Source organism: Streptomyces pinistramenti (assembly GCF_020564935.1).
Lineage (GTDB): Bacteria > Actinomycetota > Actinomycetes > Streptomycetales > Streptomycetaceae > Streptomyces > Streptomyces pinistramenti.
The window spans coordinates 157,254-175,641 of the sequence record NZ_JAJCXB010000010.1 but is presented as its reverse complement, the minus strand read 5'-3'; the positions used below and the strand labels follow the sequence as shown (position 1 = coordinate 175,641).

At 72.0% G+C, this 18,388-nt stretch carries 16 protein-coding genes and 1 pseudogene; 11 read left to right on the top strand and 6 right to left on the bottom strand.

What is annotated here, in order from left to right; genetic code table 11:
* Nucleotides 1-188: 188 nt before the first annotated feature.
* Nucleotides 189-527, top strand: a pseudogene (locus LIU39_RS10530) (transposase); the annotation flags it as partial.
* A 393-nt stretch (nucleotides 528-920) separates the two neighbouring features.
* The gene (locus LIU39_RS10525; RefSeq protein ID WP_227046366.1) at nucleotides 921-1,859 is read left to right on the top strand and encodes a bacteriocin fulvocin C-related protein; all 939 of its coding nucleotides are present in this window, start codon (nucleotides 921-923) and stop codon (nucleotides 1,857-1,859) included.
* Between the two features lie 778 nt (nucleotides 1,860-2,637).
* Here the strand turns inward: LIU39_RS10525 and LIU39_RS10520 are convergent.
* The gene (locus LIU39_RS10520) at nucleotides 2,638-3,375 is read right to left on the bottom strand and encodes a methyltransferase (protein WP_227046365.1); all 738 of its coding nucleotides are present in this window, start codon (nucleotides 3,373-3,375) and stop codon (nucleotides 2,638-2,640) included.
* A gap of 327 nt (nucleotides 3,376-3,702) precedes the next feature.
* On the opposite strand from LIU39_RS10520, the gene LIU39_RS10515 reads away from it, so the two are divergent.
* The 6 genes from LIU39_RS10515 to LIU39_RS10490 all read left to right on the top strand — a co-directional run bounded on the left by LIU39_RS10515 (nucleotide 3,703) and on the right by LIU39_RS10490 (nucleotide 8,299).
* Nucleotides 3,703-4,527, top strand: a complete 825-nt coding sequence (locus tag LIU39_RS10515) for a HipA family kinase (RefSeq protein WP_227046364.1) — start codon at nucleotides 3,703-3,705, stop codon at nucleotides 4,525-4,527.
* Complete coding sequence (locus LIU39_RS10510) at nucleotides 4,524-4,919, top strand: DUF3037 domain-containing protein (RefSeq protein ID WP_227046363.1); 396 nt, start codon at nucleotides 4,524-4,526, stop codon at nucleotides 4,917-4,919. Before LIU39_RS10515 ends, LIU39_RS10510 begins: the two co-directional genes overlap by 4 nt.
* Before the next feature lie 269 nt (nucleotides 4,920-5,188).
* Nucleotides 5,189-5,950, top strand: a complete 762-nt coding sequence (gene fabG, locus LIU39_RS10505) for a 3-oxoacyl-ACP reductase FabG (protein ID WP_227046362.1) — start codon at nucleotides 5,189-5,191, stop codon at nucleotides 5,948-5,950.
* A 28-nt stretch (nucleotides 5,951-5,978) separates the two neighbouring features.
* A complete protein-coding gene (locus tag LIU39_RS10500; protein WP_227046361.1) occupies nucleotides 5,979-6,749 on the top strand; it encodes an SDR family oxidoreductase in 771 nt (256 codons plus the stop codon).
* A gap of 218 nt (nucleotides 6,750-6,967) precedes the next feature.
* Nucleotides 6,968-7,636 carry a uracil-DNA glycosylase gene (locus LIU39_RS10495; RefSeq protein ID WP_227046375.1) on the top strand — a complete coding sequence of 223 codons (669 nt, stop codon included), beginning with the start codon at nucleotides 6,968-6,970 and terminating at the stop codon, nucleotides 7,634-7,636.
* Nucleotides 7,637-7,753: 117 nt separating this feature from the next.
* A complete protein-coding gene (locus tag LIU39_RS10490; protein WP_227046360.1) occupies nucleotides 7,754-8,299 on the top strand; it encodes a hypothetical protein in 546 nt (181 codons plus the stop codon).
* 52 nt (nucleotides 8,300-8,351) lie between these two features.
* Here LIU39_RS10490 and LIU39_RS10485 read toward each other — a convergent pair whose 3' ends face one another.
* Together LIU39_RS10485 and LIU39_RS10480 are read right to left on the bottom strand one after the other, a co-directional pair.
* Nucleotides 8,352-8,828 carry a hypothetical protein gene (locus LIU39_RS10485; RefSeq protein WP_227046359.1) on the bottom strand — a complete coding sequence of 159 codons (477 nt, stop codon included), beginning with the start codon at nucleotides 8,826-8,828 and terminating at the stop codon, nucleotides 8,352-8,354.
* 181 nt (nucleotides 8,829-9,009) lie between these two features.
* Nucleotides 9,010-9,603, bottom strand: coding sequence for a TetR/AcrR family transcriptional regulator (locus tag LIU39_RS10480; protein ID WP_227046358.1), 594 nt, complete (start codon nucleotides 9,601-9,603; stop codon nucleotides 9,010-9,012).
* Between the two features lie 225 nt (nucleotides 9,604-9,828).
* On the opposite strand from LIU39_RS10480, the gene LIU39_RS10475 reads away from it, so the two are divergent.
* A complete protein-coding gene (locus tag LIU39_RS10475) occupies nucleotides 9,829-10,734 on the top strand; it encodes a Gfo/Idh/MocA family protein (protein WP_227046357.1) in 906 nt (301 codons plus the stop codon).
* Here LIU39_RS10475 and lnt read toward each other — a convergent pair.
* From lnt to LIU39_RS10460, 3 genes are all read right to left on the bottom strand, one after another.
* Entirely contained in the window at nucleotides 10,706-12,235 is a 1,530-nt protein-coding gene (lnt, locus tag LIU39_RS10470) for an apolipoprotein N-acyltransferase (protein ID WP_227046356.1), read from the bottom strand. The two genes, LIU39_RS10475 and lnt, sit on opposite strands and share 29 nt — an antisense overlap.
* Nucleotides 12,236-12,427: 192 nt before the next feature.
* Nucleotides 12,428-14,356 carry an ABC transporter ATP-binding protein gene (locus tag LIU39_RS10465; protein WP_227046355.1) on the bottom strand — a complete coding sequence of 643 codons (1,929 nt, stop codon included), beginning with the start codon at nucleotides 14,354-14,356 and terminating at the stop codon, nucleotides 12,428-12,430.
* A 219-nt stretch (nucleotides 14,357-14,575) separates the two neighbouring features.
* Nucleotides 14,576-16,612 (bottom strand): heavy metal translocating P-type ATPase, encoded by a 2,037-nt coding sequence (locus LIU39_RS10460; RefSeq protein ID WP_227046354.1) that lies wholly within the window; start codon nucleotides 16,610-16,612, stop codon nucleotides 14,576-14,578.
* A 95-nt stretch (nucleotides 16,613-16,707) separates the two neighbouring features.
* Here LIU39_RS10460 and LIU39_RS10455 point away from each other — a divergent pair, with 95 nt between their 5' ends.
* Together LIU39_RS10455 and LIU39_RS10450 are read left to right on the top strand one after the other, a co-directional pair.
* The gene (locus tag LIU39_RS10455; RefSeq protein ID WP_227046353.1) at nucleotides 16,708-17,076 is read left to right on the top strand and encodes an ArsR/SmtB family transcription factor; all 369 of its coding nucleotides are present in this window, start codon (nucleotides 16,708-16,710) and stop codon (nucleotides 17,074-17,076) included.
* 179 nt (nucleotides 17,077-17,255) lie between these two features.
* Nucleotides 17,256-18,329 carry an isopenicillin N synthase family dioxygenase gene (locus LIU39_RS10450; protein ID WP_227046352.1) on the top strand — a complete coding sequence of 358 codons (1,074 nt, stop codon included), beginning with the start codon at nucleotides 17,256-17,258 and terminating at the stop codon, nucleotides 18,327-18,329.
* Nucleotides 18,330-18,388: the final 59 nt, after the last annotated feature.

Genomic DNA, 18,388 nt, shown 5'->3' with positions numbered 1-18,388 from the left:
CCTGCGATTCGTGCGGGACTTTCCTTTGACCGTTCCCGCGGTGTGGACACCACTTTTCCCGGGGCCGCTGACGTCCCGGCAACGCCTCACTCACGTCCCGCAAACACACCACACACGAACGGACAAGACCGCGCCACAGGCCGCCACCGCGTCAGCCGGCAGGTGCTGCGTCGATCGCCGAACTCTAGCTCCGTCACCGGTTGCAGGCTCGCGCGGAGGACCGGATCCGGGCCGTCCGGGTCACCGGGATTCGGAACCTTCCCCTGCACGACACCGCGCAGAATCAGATCTGGCTGGAGATCGTCCAGAGGGCGCTCGATCTGCTGGCCCGGATGCCCATGCTCGCCCTGACCGGCCAGGCGAGACTCTGGGAACCGCGTCGCTTGGGATTCCGCCTGTTCTCCGCGGCCGGCCAGCTCGTCACCACCGGCCGGCGCCGTCTCCTCCACCTTGCCCGCCACCGGCCCTGGACGTGCGAGTTCGCAGACGCTCTCGAACGGCTCGCACTCCCGCCGAACCCAGGCTGACCAGCAGTTCCCCTCTGCGAGCAGCATCACTCTTACCCGGGGCAGTGGAAACCGGCGTCCACTTGAGACGACACCCGGATCCTCGGCCTGCCCGGTCTCGGCCATCGGCAACGATTGGGCCGCCGACTCCGTCGACGGCCCATCAAGAAAGATCGAGGTCAGATAGGTGCATTGGTGACGGGTGCGCTCCCGCCGTGAGCACGGCCTGTGAGTGTGAAATGTTTCGATTCTCGCCGAAATGATTGACGCTTCCAGACGCCTCGGTAAATAGTTTCTCTTCAGGGAGACCCGAAGCGCGCAAGAGCGCTGAACGGCGCGCTACGGATCGGCGTGAAAACTCACACCGGACGGGCACCATGGGACGGGTTGTCACACAAACAGGGGGAGAAGCTTGTGACCGAGTGGATATTGGCATTCGACGCCGACTGCCGATTCTGTGAAGAAGTGGTGGATCGGGTTCGCGTGTCCGTCGACGGCACGTTGATCACCGCGGGCCTCACGGAACCCCGTATTCGCGGCCTGCGCGCGCGTGCCCTGGGGGAAGGGGCCGAGTGGGCCCCGACCCTGTTGGCGGTCAACGGCGACCAGGTGCGGGCCTGGACCGGAACCGCGCTGTCCCTCCGCCTGGCGCGGCTGTTGGGGCCGTCGGACTCGCTGCGGGTGGTGCGTGCGCTCCGCGACCTCGATGTGCTGCGGCCCCCGAGCCGCCGAGGAATCCTCAAGGCCGTGCCGGGGCTGGCCCTGGGAACGTTTCTGGTCACCGGCGGCCTGGCAGCCACACCCGCGCAGGCTGTGACCCGCGCCAAGGGCAGTAAGGCGTCGCGATGGGTGAAGGCCAACCTCGACCGACTGCCCTCCGGCTACTCCGAGTTCGTCTCCTACCCCGCGGACTATCGGCGCGCCATTTACGGCGCGCTGTCCGCTTCGGCTCGGAGTGATCTGTGGGTGGCGCACTTCGCGAACTACCGGAAGACGCATCCCGGTCTGTCGGCCGAGCAGTCCGCCGTCCTGGACGACGCGACGCGGCTGGCACCGCAGATCATCGCGGGGCGCCGGCAGGGAGCAGCCCTCGAAGGGCTGGAGACGGCGGCTGTGGCGGCGTTCGGCGAGAGCGGGGCGCGGGCGATTCTCATGACGCTGGGCCCCGCCGACACACAAAGCGCGGCGCCTCGGAGCGATCACAACATCCAGGTCCTCGACTGCAATTCCCAGTGCGCGGGGACCGGAAGCTGCGACACGGTGTGCTACGACTCACCGTATTATTGCAACTGGACCGATCGCGGCTGCGGTCCCCTGTGGCTGGGCCCGTGCAGCGGGTTTTGCACCCCCTGAAGCCAACCCTGCTCGGAGCTCGCGCCTTCCTGTGAGCGGCTGGGGTGCTTGAGGTTGGTGGCGAATGGATTACTCCTCTATCTGTACGCGGGAAATCTCTGAGGACGGGCGTCGGAGCGGTGGGCCGGAGCCCGGAGACGCTCGACAGCCGCCGGTTCATTCCTCTCGCTCTCCCCGAACACGACCCCTGCGCCAGCACATTCCTGAACGGCTCTGCCACACATCACAGAGCATCACCTGCCAGGCGGGCGGCCGTCGCGACCGTGTTGTGCAGCCGCGCACTGCGGACGAGACCACCCAGCGCACCCTGCGGTTCGCCAAGGACGGAGTCCGGGTGCGCTGGGTCGGCACGAAGCTGCGGCCATGGGGCAGTGAGGTGCTCTCTGTCCACGTCCGGCCGCCGCACGACGGCGAGCCCCGGTGGATGGTCGCCGGTCAGCTCCCTCAGGCCACACGCGGGCTCATCGATCGAGGGTGGTCGCCGCGGCGGCGGATGCGGCAGGGGGACGTGCGAGAGGGGATACGGTCGGCAGTTTCGATCCGCGCTGACCGTGCAGCTCAGTACCGCGTACAGGTAATGGTGCACCTTGCACAGCACATCACCACGTGCAGATCCGGAGCGGTGAGGGCGGGTTCGGGGTTCCCCCGTCACAGCAAGTCAGATCAAAGGGGAGGGCATGTTCCGGCGGCCACCGTCTGTGATTCCGATGGTGGCCCACAGGGCACGCGCCGACCGTTGAGTGAGACACGGCTGGATTCGGCGAGACGGAACATCGGGTCAGGCGGCTTCGGCTTCGATGATCGAGGTCAGCGCCTGGGTAGGCACGATGCGGTGGAGGCGGAATCCGGAGCGGTCCAGCAGGTCCTGGAACTCGGAGGCGGTGCGTTCGCGCCCTTGGAGTGCCATCAGCATGACGATGTCCAGGGCTGCGGCCGGCCGCGGGGTGCCGGAGTCGGGCAGGACTGCGTCGATCACCAGCAGCCGCGAACCGGGGTTCATCGCTCGGCGGATGGTGGTGAGGATGCGCCGGCAGTCCTCGTCAGGCCAGTCGTGGAGCATGTTCTTCAGCAGGTACAGCTCGCCGCCTCCGGGGGCGGCGGCGAAGACGTCTCCGCCCCGGACCTGCCAACGGCCCGAAAGGTCTGCGGTGTTGAGCAGGTGGTCGGTTACCGTCTCGGGCCGGTCGAAGAGGAGACCGTCCAGGCCGGGATGCCGGATGAGCACCTCGCGGAGCAGCCCACCGCGTCCGCCGGCGACGTCGATGACGGTGCCGGTGTCCGGGAAGGGGTAGCTGGCGGCGATTTTCTCGTTCACGCCGGAGGTGAGCGAGGACATCGCGGTGTCGAAGAGGCGGTTCTTGTCGGGGGTGGCGGTCAGGTGCTCGAAGAGGGGCAGGCCGTAGGCGGTGTCGAAGCCCGGCTTGCCGGTGCGGAGAGTGTCTTCGAGGTTCTCGGCAGAGCGGCGGAACATGTCATCGGTGAACAGCAAGGCCGCGTCCCGCTGGGAGCCGGGCACGTCGGTACGCAGAGCCTGGCCGGCGGCGGTGAGGGCGACGGTGCCGTCGGGGTGCTGGAGCGGTCGGCCAGCTCCCCCGGAGTCAGCGGGCCGTCGGCCAGAAGGTCGGGAATGCCGTGGACGACGACGGCGCGCAGCGCGCAGGCGTGGATGTGGCCGTACATGGGGGCGCACCGTGATCGACGAATGTTCGGTGGAGCGGGAGAGCGGTGCCCCGGCTGAAACTCCCCAGATTCTCCCCAGGGTTGATCGCGGAGCTTCCCGGGCCGCACGTGCCCGACGTCACACCTTCGATGTTCAGGCTGCGAGGCCGTATAACCTGGGGAAATGCTGACCGAAGTCATCGCTACCCGCTACGTCACGCCCTTGCGTGAAGGCGGATCGCTACCGGGGATCGTCGAGGCCGACGACCTCGGTACGTACGTCATGAAATTCACCGGTGCGGGGCAGGGGCGGAAGACCCTGATCGCCGAGATCATCTGCGGGGAACTGGCTCGGCGGCTGGGGCTGCGGGTGCCGGAGCTGGCGTTGATGCAGCTCGACCCGGTGATCGGCCTGGGCGAGCCGGACCAGGAGGTCCAGGAGCTGCTCAAGGCCAGCGGGGGGCTGAACCTGGGGATGGACTACCTTCCCGGGTCGCTCGGTTTCGACCCGCTCGCCTTCGAGGTCGGGGCCCGTGAGGCGGGCCGCGTGGTGTGGTTCGACGCTCTGATCAACAACGTCGACCGGTCCTGGCGCAACCCCAATCTCCTGGTCTGGCACGGGAAGCTGTGGCTGATCGACCACGGCGCCACCATGATCTGGCACCACAACTGGCCCGGCGCTGAGAAGGCGTCCGTCAAGCCCTACGACGCCACGGATCACGTCCTGGCGACCTTCGACCCCGATATCGCGATGGCCGCCGACGAGTTCGTGCCGCAGATCTCCGAGGACCTGCTGGCCGAGATCGCGGCCGACGTGCCCGACGCGTGGCTGGTCGATGAGCCCGGCTTCGGGTCCGCCGACGAGCTGCGGAGCGCGTACGTCGGCGCGCTGCTGGCCCGCGCGGCGATGATCAGCGACCACATCACGATCGGTGAACGCACTCCGGACAAGCCTTCCCGGGCGCCGGAGTGGCTGGCGGGCAAGCCGCCGCGGAGGGCAGTGAAGTGAGCGGTCTGCACAACGGGCGCGACGTGTTCGAGTACGCGCTTCTGAAGGTCGTCCCCCGGGTCGAACGCGGCGAGATGATCAATGCGGGGGTGGTCGTCTACTGCCACGCCCGGCGCTTCGTGGAGGCGCGTACGCATCTGGACGAGGCCAGGCTGCTGTGCCTGGATCCGGCCGCTGACGTCGAGGGGGTGCGGGCGGCGCTGGGTGCCGTCGAAGGCATCTGCCAGGGCGGGGAGCGCGCGGGCCAGGCGGCGCAGGACGACGCCGGGCGCCGCTTCCGCTGGCTGATCGCACCGCGCAGCACCGTCGTCCAGCCGGGCCCCGTCCACACCGGCCTCACCACCGATCCGGCCGTCGAGGCCGAGCGGCTGCTGGATCTGCTGGTGCGCTGAGGGGTGGCTGGACGGCGTCGGACCGGGGTTTCTGCGGGGCCGGTACGGCGCCGTTCAGCCGTTTTCGGCTTGCCTTCGCGCGCATCGGGCCACCTTCCGGCTTCCCGCGCAGGTGAGGTGGGCAACGACGCGGCGGTGGGCGTTGACAGCGGGTGGCCGGGCTTCTAGCGTCAGCCCTGCTGAAGCGACTAAGCGGTTGCTCACCTTCGGGGGCGGTGCGGCAGCCGCTGGTCGCGGCGTTCGAGGTTTCGAGGGTAGGGAGAACCCGCATGTCCACCACCGAGCAGCGCGTCGCCATCGTGACGGGCGCGGCCCGCGGCATCGGCGCCGCCACCGCCGTCCGCCTGGCCGCCGAAGGCCGCGCCGTCGCCGTACTCGACCTCGACGAGACGGCCTGCAAGGACACCGTCGAGACGATCACCGCGGCCGGCGGCAAGGCCATCGCCGTCGGCGCCGACGTCTCCGACGCGGCGCAGGTGGAGGCGGCGGTCGCGCGGGTGGCCGCCGAACTGGGCGCGCCGACCGTGCTCGTCAACAACGCGGGAGTGCTCCGCGACAACCTGCTGTTCAAGATGAGCGACACCGACTGGGACACGGTCATGAACGTGCACCTGCGCGGCGCGTTCCTGATGTCGCGGGCCTGCCAGAAGCACATGGTGGACGCCAAGTTCGGCCGGATCGTCAACCTGTCCTCCAGCTCCGCACTCGGCAACCGGGGGCAGGTCAACTACTCGGCGGCCAAGGCCGGTCTGCAGGGCTTCACCAAGACCCTCGCCATCGAGCTGGGCAAGTTCGGCGTCACCGCCAATGCCGTCGCCCCCGGCTTCATCGTCACCGACATGACCGCGGCGACCGCGGAGCGCGTCGGCATGGGCTTCGAGGACTTCCAGGCCGCGGCCGCCACCCAGATCCCGGTGCAGCGCGTCGGCCGGCCCGAGGACATCGCGAACGCCATCGCGTTCTTCACCGGTGAGGCGGCGGGCTTCGTCTCCGGCCAGGTCATGTACGTCGCCGGCGGCCCGCTCAACTGACCGCCCCACCCACCCAGGAGAACAGCACATGACCGAGCAGCACAGCGCGCTCCCCGCACTCTCCGGCAAGGTGGCGCTGGTCAGCGGCGCGAGCCGCGGCATCGGCTACGGCATCGCCCAGGCACTGGTGGCCCGCGGCGACCGGGTCGTGATCACCGGCCGCAACGAGGACGCACTCAAGGAGGCCGTCGAGCAGCTCGGCGCCGACCGGGTGATCGGCGTAGCGGGCAAGGCGCACGACGAGGCCCACCAGGCCGTCGCCGTGGAGCGCACGATGGAGGCGTTCGGCCGCGTCGACTATCTCGTCAACAACGCAGGTACGAACCCGGTGTTCGGCCCGATCGCGGACCTCGACCTGGCCGTCGCCCGCAAGGTGTACGAGACCAACGTCATCTCGGCGCTCGGCTTCGCGCAGCGCACCTGGCACGCCTGGCAGAAGGACAACGGCGGCGCGATCGTCAACATCGCCTCGATCGCCGGCGTCAACGCCTCGCCCTTCATCGGCGCCTACGGCATGAGCAAGGCCGCGCTGATCAACCTCTCGATGCAGCTCGCGCACGAATTCGCGCCCGCCGTCCGCGTCAACTCCATCGCGCCCGCGGTGATCAAGACCAAGTTCGCGGCGGCGCTCTACGAGAACCGTGAGGAGGAGGCGGCGGCCGGATACCCGATGGCACGGCTCGGCGTCCCCGAGGACATCGGCGGGGCCGCGGCCTTCCTGCTGTCCGACGCCGCCGGCTGGATCACCGGGCAGACGCTGGTCATCGACGGCGGCCTGTTCCTCAACGCCGGGGTCTGACAGCCGGGCGCCCGGCCTTCCTGCCGCGGGTGGGGGGGGGGGCCCCCCCGGGCCGGGTGGAGGGGAAGGTGCCGCGGGCCCCCCGCCCTCCCGGCCGGGGGGGGGGCGGCGGCCCGGGGGGGCCCCCGCCCCACCCGTTCCTGCGTTGTCAGTGGTCGCCGGTAAGTTCTGTGCACGAGAACGGAACGCACACCGGAGGTTGTTACGTGGTGACCGACATGCTGCCCGAGTCCTGGCGCGGCGCCCTCGGCGAGGAGCTGGACAAGCCCTACGTCAAGGAGCTGACCGACTTCGTGGAGCAGGAGCGGGCAGGCGGACCGGTCTACCCGCCCCGCGAGGAAGTCTTCGCGGCGCTGGAGGCGACGCCGTACGACCAGGTGAAGGTGCTCATCCTCGGCCAGGACCCGTATCACGGCGCGGGCCAGGGGCACGGCCTCTGCTTCTCCGTGCGGCCCGGCGTCAAGACCCCGCCCTCGCTGCGCAACATCTACAAGGAGATGAAGGAGGAGCTGGGCCACCCGGTGCCGGACAACGGCTACCTGATGCCGTGGGCCCAGCAGGGCGTGCTGCTGCTGAACGCCGTACTCACCGTCCGCGAAGGCGAGGCGAACTCGCACAAGGGCAAGGGCTGGGAGAAGGTCACGGACGCGGTGATCCGTGCCGTGGCGGCCCGCCCCGATCCGGCGGTCTTCGTGCTGTGGGGGAACTACGCGAAGAAGAAGCTGCCGCTGATCGACGAGGAGCGGCACGCGGTGGTCCAGGGCGCGCATCCCTCGCCGCTGTCGGCGAAGAAGTTCTTCGGCTCCCGCCCGTTCACCCAGATCAACGAAGCGGTCGCGGCCCAGGGCCACACCCCGATCGACTGGCGGATCCCCGACATCGGCTGAGCCGGGCCCGTCCCGCGGTGTCCCGCACACCGCGCGCCGTCCCGCACACCGCGCGGCGGCGCCACCCGGCGGTTAGCGTCGGGGAGCAGGAAGCGGCGGACGACGCGGGAGTGAGCGGTGACGGAGCAGCAGCGGGAGGAGGCGTCCGAGGATGCTGTGCCGACCCGGATCGGCCAGGCGATCATGCTGCACCGGGCCGGCGACAGGGAAGAGGCACGCAACCGCCTGCACGCCCTGTGGCACGAGACCGGTCCGCACGGCGACGCCTTCCACCGCTGCACCCTCGCGCACTACCTGGCCGACACCCAGGACGACCCGAAGGACGAACTCGACTGGGACCTACGGGCGTTGGAGGCCGCCGAGGGTTTCCTCCTCACCCGGCGGCCCGAAGCGGGCGAGGGCGCGCGGGACGGTGGACAGGTCGCCGACGGCCGCGGCCCGTGCCATCCCGTGATCGCCCTGCGCGCCTTCATCCCTTCGCTGCACCTCAACCTTGCGGCCGATTACGTCGCACTCGACCGCCCGGCCGACGCCCGCGCCCAGCTGCTGCGGGCGCGGGTGTGGGTCGATGCCCTGACCGACGGCGCATACCGCCGCGGCTTCAGCGCCGAGATCGACCACCTGGAGGCCCGCATCGGCGATGCCCCCGGGCGGCCGTCGTAGCTCTGCCCATTCATCCGGGGCAGCCCCGTTCCCGGGTGGCCCGGGCGGCGCCTCACCCGCCGTAGGTCAACCGGCAGATTCGGTGCGCAGGTCCGCTCTGTTTCCAGTGGCCGTACGCCCGGCCCAGCGCACACGGATCGGTGCCGGCCGGCAGCCCGCCGAGCCGCGGTGCGTGGGTGGGCGCCGGGCGGGCCGCAGCGCCGCCCCGGTCCTCCGAGCCGTTTCCGCCGGGCGCCGGCACGAACCGTCCGTGGCCCTGCGAGGTGGCCCCGCCGGGCAGGCCGTGGTGCCGCGCGCCGGGGCCGTGGGCCGGCGGCTTCCGGTGGTCCTTCGCTCCGGGGCGGTCCTGCGGCGGTTTCGGTTTCGGCGGCCCGTTCCGGTCCTCGGCCGGTGTGGGCACGCCGGTGTCGGTCGGTTCCACGGAGGGCGGGGGCGGCGCGGCATGGCGAGGACCGTCGGGAACAGGGCGGGGCGCGACGGTCATGCAGCCGGTGGTGGTCGCCAGGACCACCACCGCCAGAACAGTCATTGCGGGCAAACGGTGCACTCCGCCACTCTCGCGGCCGCATGTGCGCAGGGGAAGTCCCCGCAGGGGTGATCGGCGGGGCGGGAAGGGGACGCGGCGGGCGGGGGAGGGGGCGGGGCGCCGTCTGCCCGGGGCGGGTGCGCGCCGTTGCGTCTCGCCCCTCGGACGTCCCGGAGGTGCTGCTCTAGCCGTTCAGCATCGAGTTCAGCAGTTCCGTGCACGAGGTGTGCAGCTCCTCGCGGGTGGGTGCGGCCGCGTGGAACTGGCCCGCGGTGCAGGAGAAGAGCACGCCGTCGCACCAGGCGACCAGGCTCAGGACGTGCCGCTCGGGCTCGGCCGAACCGGCCGCCGTCAGCATCGCGGCCAGCGGCTCCCGGAACGCCCGCCCCGCCCGGTCGTGGACCGCCCGCAGTTCGGGCCGACGGGTGGCCTCCAGGGCCAGTTCGTAGCGGGCGACGAGCAGCGGGCGGTGGTGTGAAAGGTAGCGGTGCAGGGCGAGGGTGAGTGCGTCGGCGAGTGCTTGGGACGGCCGGCCGGGTGCGGTGGTGTCCGGCATCTCGTGCGGCGTGAGCACGGCGGCCTCGCGTTCCGCCAGCCGTCGTACCGCGGCCTCCAGGAGGGCGGCCCGGGTCCGTGCGAGGTTCGAGGTGGAGCCCTGGGGGAGGCCGGCGGTCTCGTCGACCGCGCGATGGGTCAGGCCGCGCATGCCGCGCTCGGCGAGCAGTGTCAGGGCCGCGTCGGCGATGAGTTCGAGGCGGGAGGTGGTGCGGGTGCTCATGGGGGCTGAGCTTAGCGGTGTTACTACGTGTGTAGTGTCGCGGTGAAGAGGTGCTGCGTGCGACGGTGCGGCCTGGACGGCATCGCGGGCCGGAGGGCAGGCCGGCCGTCCCGTAGGGGCCTGTGCCCGGCAGCCGCCCGGCCGGTGTTCGGACGAGGGCTCTAAACTTCCGGCACACGCGGCGATGCGACCCATGCGGACCGCGGTACTACCCCGGGAGAACGTGTGAAGGTCGGCTGCATCGGGCTCGGCGACATTGCTCAGAAGGCGTACCTGCCCGTACTGGGAGCGCAGCCCGGCGTGGAACTGCACCTGCAGACCCGCACCCCGGCCACCCTCCAGCGGGTAGGCGACACCCACCGGCTGCCCGGCGGGCAGCGCCACTCGGACCTGGATTCGCTGCTGGACGCGGGGCTCGACGCGGCCTTTGTGCACGCGCCGACCGCCGCCCACCCGGAGATCGTGAACCGGCTGATCGACGCCGGGGTGCCCACCTACGTCGACAAGCCGATCTCCTACGAGTACGCGGAATCCGAGCGCCTCGTCCGGCTCGCCGAGGAGCGCGGCGTCGGCCTGACCGTCGGCTTCAACCGCCGCTTCGCCCCCGGGTACGCGCAGTGCCGCGAGCACGCGCGCGAGCTGATCCTGATGCAGAAGAACCGCGTCGGCCTCCCCGAGGACCCCCGCACCCTGGTCCTCGACGACTTCATTCACGTCGTCGACACCCTTCGTTTCCTGGCCCCCGGCGAGTTCGATCACGTCGATGTGCGCGCCAGGGTCCGGGACGGGCTGATGGAGCACGTCGTCCTGACGCTCTCCGGTGACGGCTTCACCGCCATCGGCACCATGAACCGGCTCAGCGGATCGGCCGAGGAGGTCCTCGACGTCTCCGGTCAGGACACCAGGCGCCAGGTCGTCAACCTCGCCGAGGTCATCGACCACAAGGGGCAGCCGACGCTGCGGCGGCGCGGCGACTGGGTGCCGGTCGCGCGCCAGCGCGGCATCGAGCAGATCGTGCTGTCCTTCCTCGACGACGTCCGGGCCGGCGTACGGCCCTCGGCGCTGGACGCGCTGCGTACCCACGAGCTGTGCGAACGGGTCGTCACCGACGCGCTCGCCCAGGCCGGGTGACGCGGCGCAGCGCGGCGGCCGCGCCCCACAGGCCGAGCGCCGCGAGCGCTCCGAATACGGGCCAGTCGCCGAGCCGGGTGTAGGGGCTGGTGCCCTCGGCGAGCGGCAGGTCGTAGACGGCGGCCGCGCTGCGGTCGGTGCCCAGCCGCCCGCCGACCGGCTCGCCGCGCGGGCCGTACACCGCGCTGACGCCGGTGAGCGTGGCGTGCACCATCGGCCGCCAGGTTTCCGCGGCCCGCAGCGCGGCCAGTGACGCGTGCTGCGCGGGCGCCCAGCTGTCCTGGAACGTCGCGGTCGACGACTGCGCGACCAGCACCTGCGCGCCGTCGGCCGTCAGATGCCGGCTCATGTCGGGGAACGCCGTCTCGAAGCACACCAGCGGCCCGATGCGCAGCCCGTTCGCGGTGGCGACCGGCATCACCACCTGGTGGGTGCCGCGCTTGCGGTCGACGGCCGCGGCTCTGCCGACCCGGGTCGCCCAGCCCAGCAGCGGCCGGAACGGGATGGCCTCGCCGAACGGCACCAGCCGCATCTTCGAGTAGCGCTGACCGGTCGGCCCGTGCGGACCGACGAGCTCGGCGCTCTTGTAGATCCCGGCCTGTCCGGCGCGGGGCGCGTCGACGTTCACCAGCAGGTCTGCGCCCGTCTCGCGGGACAGCCCGGCCAGCCGGGCGGCCAGCCGCGGATGGTCGGCCGGATCCTGGGTGAGGCTGCTCTCGCCCCAGACGACGAGCTGCACGCCCCGGCCCGCCACGGCGCGGGTCAGCGATGCGCTGCGGGCCAGCCGCCCTTCGGGCCCGCCGTCGGGCCCCGGCTGCACGACCGCGACCCGTACCGTGCCGTCGCTGTGGGGGAGCGGGACGGCGTACCAGGCGGCGGTGCAGGCCAGCGCGCAGACCAGCAGGCCCGCGATGGCCGGCAGCCGGGCGCGTGGCAGCGCGATCAGCTGTGTGAGCGCGGTGTTCACCGCCACGAGCAGCAGGCTCAGCAGCCACACCCCGCCGATCGAGGCGAGCCGCAGCGCGGGCGGCAGCTGCCACTGGCTCGCGCCGAGCAGCCCCCACGGGCCGCCCAACGTCTCCCAGGAACGGACCAGTTCGATCAGCAGCCAGCCGGACGGCACCAGGACCAGCGCGGCCAGGCAGCGGCCCGCCCGCGGGGCGCCGCCGAGCAGCGCGCGCACCAGCAGTCCCCACGGGGCCCACAGGGCACCCAGCAGGGCGGCCAGGACGAGGATGAAGACGTGCAGGCTCGGCAGCAGCCACTGATGGACCGCCAGCATGAAGCCCGTGCCGCCGAACCAGCTCTCAAGGGCCGCACGCCGGGCTGTCGGCGCCGTCCTGACCAGCAGCAGCCAGGGGACGATGCCGAAGTAGGCGAGCCACCACCAGGACGGCGCGGGGAAGGTGAGCGCCGGCAGGGCCCCGCAGCACAGCGCGGCCGCGCTCCGCCGCCAGCGGGAGCCGATCCGCCACGTCCGCCGGGCACCGGTTGTGCGCATACCGCCTCCCCCTTCGGCAGAGCCTGCAGGTCCGGCCCATTTTCACGGCAGACGGCCAGTGTGCGCGCGTCGGGCGATGACCGACAGGGGGCGGACAGGGACAAAGATCGCACGGGCTGCGGACGGCGGACCGCCACGTAGTGGCGCCGGTTTCGGCACCGCTACGTGGCGGAGGTGCGGACCGGGAGTCCGTCAGCGCACCAGCGCGGCTTCCCCGGCGGGCTCGGGGCCGGCCTCCGGGACGGCGTCGGCGCTGCCGGGCGCGTCGGCGAACTGGGTCCGGTACAGCTCGGCGTAGCGTCCGTCGGCCGCCAGCAGCGCGTCGTGCGTGCCGCGTTCGACGATCCTGCCCGCCTCGACGACGAGGATCAGGTCGGCGGCCCGTACGGTCGACAGCCGGTGGGCGATGACCACGGCGGTCCGTCCCTCCAGCGCTTCGGTGAGGGCCTCCTGCACCGCCGCTTCGGAGGTGTTGTCCAGGTGGGCGGTGGCCTCGTCCAGGATCACCACCCGGGGATGGGCCAGGAGCAGCCGGGCGATGGTCAGCCGCTGCCGTTCGCCGCCGGAGAGGCGGTAGCCGCGTTCGCCGACGACGGTGTCGAGGCCGTCGGCCAGCGAGCCGATCAGGTCGGCGAGCCGGGCGCGGCGCAGGGCGCTCCACAGCTCGTCCTCGGTCGCCTCCGGCTTGGCGAGCAGCAGGTTCTCGCGGATCGAGTCGTGGAAGAGGTGCCCGTCCTGGGTGACCATGCCGAGCGCGTCGCGGAGCGAGGCGGCGGTCAGATCGCGGACGTCGACTCCGGACAGCCGGACCGCGCCCGCGTCGGCGTCGTACAGCCGCGGCAGCAGCTGCGCGATGGTCGACTTGCCGGCGCCCGACGAGCCGACGAGTGCCACCATCTGGCCCGGTTCGGCGCGGAAGGACACGTCGTGCAGGACTTCTTCGCCGCCCCGGGTGTCGAGGGTGGCGACCTCCTCCAGAGAGGCCAGTGACACCTTGTCGGCCGACGGGTAGCCGAAGCGTACGGAGTCGAACTCGACCGACACCGGGCCTTCGGGCACCGTCCTGGCGTCCGGCTTCTCGGAGATCAGCGGCTTGAGGTCCAGGACCTCGAAGACCCGCTCGAAGCTGACCAGGGCGCTCATGACCTCGACGTGGGCGCCGGACAGCGCGGTCAGGGGGGCGTAGAGCCGGGTGAGCAGCAGGGCCAGGGAGACGATCGCGCCGGGTTCGAGCTGTCCGCGCAGGGCCAGGAATCCGCCGAGTCCGTAGACGACGGCCAGGGCCAGCGCGGAGACCAGGGTCAGCGCGGTGACGAAGTACGTCTGCACCATCGCGGAGCGCACGCCGATGTCGCGCACCCGGTCGGCCCGCGCGGCGAACTCGGCGGACTCACGGGCCGGGCGGCCCATCAGCTTGACGAGGGTGGCGCCCGGCGCGGAGAACCGCTCGGTCATCTGGGTGCCCATCGCGGCGTTGTGGTCGGCGCCCTCGCGGCGCAGATCGGCCAGCCGGCGGCCGACCCGGCGGGCGGGCAGCACGAACAGCGGCAGCAGGACCAGCGCGATCAGGGTGATCTGCCAGGACAGGCCGAGCATCACGACGAGGGTGAGCAGCAGCGTCACGAAGTTGCTGACGACACCGGACAGGGTGTCGCTGAACGCCCGCTGGGCGCCCATCACATCGTTGTTGAGGCGGCTGACCAGGGCGCCGGTACGGGTCCTGGTGAAGAACGCGACCGGCATCCGCTGGACGTGGTCGTACACGGTGGTGCGCAGGTCCAGGATCAGTCCCTCGCCGATGCTCGCCGACAGCCAGCGGGTGAGCAGTCCGAGGCCCGCCTCGGCGACCGCGATCAGGGCGATGAGACCGGACAGGCCGAGCACGGTGCCGGCGGCGTCACCGTGCACGATCACGTCCACGACCCGGCCTGCGAGCAGCGGGGTGGCCACCGCGAGCATCGCGGTCACCGTGCTCAGCAGGAGAAACCACAGCAGTCTGCGCCGGTGCGGACGGGCGAAGGACGCGATCCGCCGCAGCGTGGTGCGGGAGAAGCGGCGCTTGCCCTGCTGCGCGGTCACTGTGCTGTGCAGGGAATGCCAGGCGGTGACTTCCATGTCCATCGCGTTCTCCAAGCGTCTCGTTCGGCACGGGATCGCCGTGGCGAACCGGCGTCTGAACAGGAACCTAGGACCTCAACTAATGTTGAGGTCAAGGGATTCCTCGCAGATCACCCCTGGAGGCGTACGCGGAGGGCGGAGACGCCCCTTACGGGGGCGCCCGGACGGGGCGGGGCGATGGACCGCGAGCCCCGGTCCCGCCCGCATCCACCGCCCGCCCCGTCAGCCGTCCGAGGCCCGCCGCCACGCCGCGGTCCGCAGGAGGCGCAGCCCGTTCAGGCCCACCAGCACTGTCGACCCCTCGTGCCCCAACACGCCCAAGGGGAGCGGCAGATGGCCGGCCAGGTCCCAGACCACCAGTGCCGTGATGCACACCGAAGCGATGCACAGGTTCTGCACCACCAGCCTCCGGGCCCGCCGGGACAGCGCCACCACCGCGGGCAGCGCGCCCAGCTCGTCGCGCACCACGACCGCGTCGGCCGTCTCCAGCGCCAGGTCCGAACCGGCCCGCCCCATCGCCACACCGCTGTGCGCCGCGGCCAGCGCCGGCGCGTCGTTCACGCCGTCGCCCACCACCAGCACCTTCGCGCCGTCCGCCTGCCAGCCGGCGACCGACGTGACCTTGTCCTGGGGCAGCAGCCCGGCCCGTACGTCCGCGATGCCGGCGTCCTGTGCCGTACGGGCGGCGGCGCGGGTGTTGTCGCCGGTCAGCAGGGTGACTCCGGTGCCGGTCAGGGCGGCAAGCCGGGCCACCGCAGCCGGTGCGCCGGGCCGCAGCCGGTCGGCGAGCGCCAGCACCCCGGCCGGCTCGCCGTCCACCAGCACCACCACGGCCGTACGGCCCGCGGCTTCGGCATCCGCCACGGCCTCCCGCGCCACGGCCACGGCCCGCAGGTCCTGGGCGGCCGCGGACGCTTCCCGCGTCCCGTCATCCCGGCCGTCCAGGAGCGCCGCCGGGCTTCCGACCTGCACGGTCCGCCCTTCGACCACGGCCCGCACGCCCCGCCCGGGAGCGGAGGAGAAGTCGTGCGCCGCGGCCGGCGGCAGCGACCGTTCCCGGGCGGCGGCCAGCACGGCGCGCGCGAGCGGGTGCTCACTGGCGTGCTCGGCCGCCGCCGCGAGCGTGAGCACCGCCGACTCGTCGGTGCCCGGCAGCGCGACGATCTCCGCCACCCGGGGCGTCCCTTCGGTGAGGGTGCCGGTCTTGTCCATCGCCACCCGCGTCACCGCCCCCAACTCCTCCATCGCCACGGCCGACTTGACGAGTACGCCGTGCCGGCCGGCCGTCGCGATGGCGGACAGCAGCGGCGGCATGGTCGCCAGTACCACCGCGCACGGGGACGCCACGATCATGAACGTCATCGCCCGCAGCAGCGTCGCGGTGACCTGCGCCCCGAAGGCCAGCGAGACGGCGAAGAGGGCGAGCGTGGCGACCACCACGCCGGCCGAATACCGCTGTTCGGCCTTCTCGATCAGCAGCTGGGTGGGCGCCTTGGTGCCGCTGGCCTCGGCCACCATCGCCACGATCCGCGCGATCACCGAATCCGACGGATCGGTCCCCACCCGCACCCGCAGCGCCCCGGTGCCGTTCAGGGTGCCGGCGAACACCTCGTCGCCCACGGACTTGCCGGCCGGCAGCGGCTCGCCGGTGATCGTGGCCTGGTCCACCTCGCTCGTCCCGTCCAGCACGGTCCCGTCGGCGGGCAGCCGCTCCCCGGGGCGCACCAGCACGGTGTCTCCCACCCGCAGCGCCGACGCCTCGATCCGCTCCTCCCGGTCCGCGCCGCCCGAGGCCCCGGGTTCCCGGGTGATCCGTACGGCGGTCGCGGGGGCGAGGTCGAGCAGCCCGCGGACGGAGTCCTCGGTGCGGCGGGTGGCCAGCGCCTCCAGGGCGCCCGAGACCGCGAAGATCACGATCAGCAGTCCGCCGTCCAGGAACTGCCCGATCGCGGCCGCGCCGATCGCCGCGACCACCATCAGCAGATCCACGTCGAGCGTGCGCTCACGCAGCGCCGTCAGTCCCGCGAGGCCCGGCTCCCAGCCTCCGGCCGCGTAGCACACCGCGTACAGCGGGCCCCAGGCCCAAGCGGGGGCACCGGCCAGATCGAGCGGGAGGGCGAGCAGGAATGTGAGCGCGGCGAGCGCGGCCCAGCGGACCTCGGGGAGCGCGAAGAGGCGGGTGCGCCGTGCGGGGGCAGGGGGCGCGGGCGGTGTGCGGCCGGAGCGATCCGTACGGCCGTCGACCAGCGTGGACGTCATGGAGGACACCTCGGGGGAGCGGGGTCGGTAACGCGCGACACCATAACGGAATACATGAAGAGGTCTTCAAGTGTACGCCGGATACGATGTGTCTCATGGGACACGGAGTCGACGGCCGCACCACACCGGCGGCACATCTGGACGCGGACGCCGCCGCGACCATCGCCGCCACGCTCCAGGCACTGGCCACGCCCTCGCGGCTGATGATCCTGACCCGGCTCCGGCAGAGCCCCTGCCCGGTCGGCGAACTCGCCGACGCCATCGGCATGGAGCAGTCGGCCGTCTCCCACCAGCTGCGCCTGCTCCGCGCGTTGGGCCTGGTCACCGGCTCCCGCCAGGGGCGCCGCATCGTCTACAGCCTCTACGACACCCACGTCGCCCAGCTCCTCGACGAGGCCGTCTACCACATCGAGCATCTGCGCCTCGGCGCCCGCGACCTGCCGGACGTGGCCGACCCGGCGTAGGTCCTGCCCGTGCGGGAACCCCATTGGAGGTTCGGCCAAGGGGGGAGGGGGTGGAGCGGGGCGGGTTTGGGTGGTCGGCCAGAATCCGCAGCCGGGCATTTACATGCCCAGGACACCCCGCCACCGTGTGATGAACCGTCAGGAAATCCGCCCTGCCCCGCACGGATGGAAGTGCCACGATGGCTGAACTCCCCACATCTCACGGCGACTTCGAGGTTCCCGTCATCGATGTCTCGCGCTGGGCCACGGGCGGCGCAGCGGAGCGCGCCGCGCTCGCATCGGCCGTCGACGCGGCGGCCGCCACCGTCGGCTTCCTCCAGATCACCGGCCACGGCATCCCCGCCGCCGCCGGGCAGGACCTGGCCGACGCGATGGACACCTTCTTCGCCCTCACCCTGGACGAGAAGAAAACCCTGTGCGCCCCGCCCGAGGTCAATCGCGGCTACACCCCGCCCAGAGCGGAGAAACTCAGCCTCAGCCTGGGCGTGACCTCACCGGAGGACCTCTTCGAAGCGTTCAACGTCGGCGTGGACGGCACCGGACACACCGGCGGGACGCTGCCGGCCACGCACTTCCCCGCGAACCGCTGGCCCGACCCGCGCCGCGTCCCCGGCTTCCGGGCGGCCGTCGACACGTGGTTCCGGCACGCGGGCGGCCTGGCACGGCTGCTGACCGGCATCTTCGCGCACGCCCTCGGACTCGACGACAACTTCTTCGGCCCGTACACCGACCACTCCGTCGACGTGCTGCGGATGAACAACTACGCACTGCCGGCAGGGGAGACCCGCATCGACCGGGACCGGATGGGCATGGGCGCGCACACCGACTACGGCATCGTCACCGTCCTGTGGGCGGACCGGGTGCCAGGACTCCAGATACTCGGCGACGGCGGACGGTGGCACGACGTGCAGCCCGCCGAAGGCGCGCTGCTCGTCAACCTCGGTGACGCGCTGGCCCGTTGGACCAACGACCGCTGGCGCTCCACACTCCACCGGGTGCTGCCGCCTGCCGACGCCGACGGGCGGCTGGTGCGCCGCAGGTCCGCCGCCTACTTCCACGACGGCAACCACGACGCGGTCATCAGCCCGCTGCCCGGCTGCGTCCCCGAAGGCGCCGAACCGCTCTACCCTCCGGTCACCATCGGCGAGCACATCACGGCCAAGCTGGCGGGCTCCCGCGCGCTGCGGCCGCACGACGACACCGCACGGGAGAGCGCACGGCTGCTCGCCGCCACCGACACCGGCGACCGCTGACCCGGCCGCGCCCGGCATCGAGCCCCGCCCCCATCCGCCCCGTTCGGCCGTTCGCCCGC

What these genes read in the sequence shown, in the direction of transcription:
- LIU39_RS10515 (WP_227046364.1), top strand. Translation starts at nt 3,703, where the DNA reads ATGCTGACCGAAGTCATCGCTACCCGCTACGTCACGCCCTTGCGTGAA.
- fabG (WP_227046362.1), top strand. Translation starts at nt 5,189, where the DNA reads ATGTCCACCACCGAGCAGCGCGTCGCCATCGTGACGGGCGCGGCCCGC.
- LIU39_RS10500 (WP_227046361.1), top strand. Translation starts at nt 5,979, where the DNA reads ATGACCGAGCAGCACAGCGCGCTCCCCGCACTCTCCGGCAAGGTGGCG.
- LIU39_RS10495 (WP_227046375.1), top strand. Translation starts at nt 6,968, where the DNA reads ATGCTGCCCGAGTCCTGGCGCGGCGCCCTCGGCGAGGAGCTGGACAAG.
- LIU39_RS10485 (WP_227046359.1), bottom strand. Translation starts at nt 8,828, where the DNA reads ATGACTGTTCTGGCGGTGGTGGTCCTGGCGACCACCACCGGCTGCATG.
- LIU39_RS10480 (WP_227046358.1), bottom strand. Translation starts at nt 9,603, where the DNA reads ATGAGCACCCGCACCACCTCCCGCCTCGAACTCATCGCCGACGCGGCC.
- lnt (WP_227046356.1), bottom strand. Translation starts at nt 12,235, where the DNA reads ATGCGCACAACCGGTGCCCGGCGGACGTGGCGGATCGGCTCCCGCTGG.
- LIU39_RS10465 (WP_227046355.1), bottom strand. Translation starts at nt 14,356, where the DNA reads ATGGACATGGAAGTCACCGCCTGGCATTCCCTGCACAGCACAGTGACC.
- LIU39_RS10460 (WP_227046354.1), bottom strand. Translation starts at nt 16,612, where the DNA reads ATGACGTCCACGCTGGTCGACGGCCGTACGGATCGCTCCGGCCGCACA.
- LIU39_RS10455 (WP_227046353.1), top strand. Translation starts at nt 16,708, where the DNA reads ATGGGACACGGAGTCGACGGCCGCACCACACCGGCGGCACATCTGGAC.
- LIU39_RS10450 (WP_227046352.1), top strand. Translation starts at nt 17,256, where the DNA reads ATGGCTGAACTCCCCACATCTCACGGCGACTTCGAGGTTCCCGTCATC.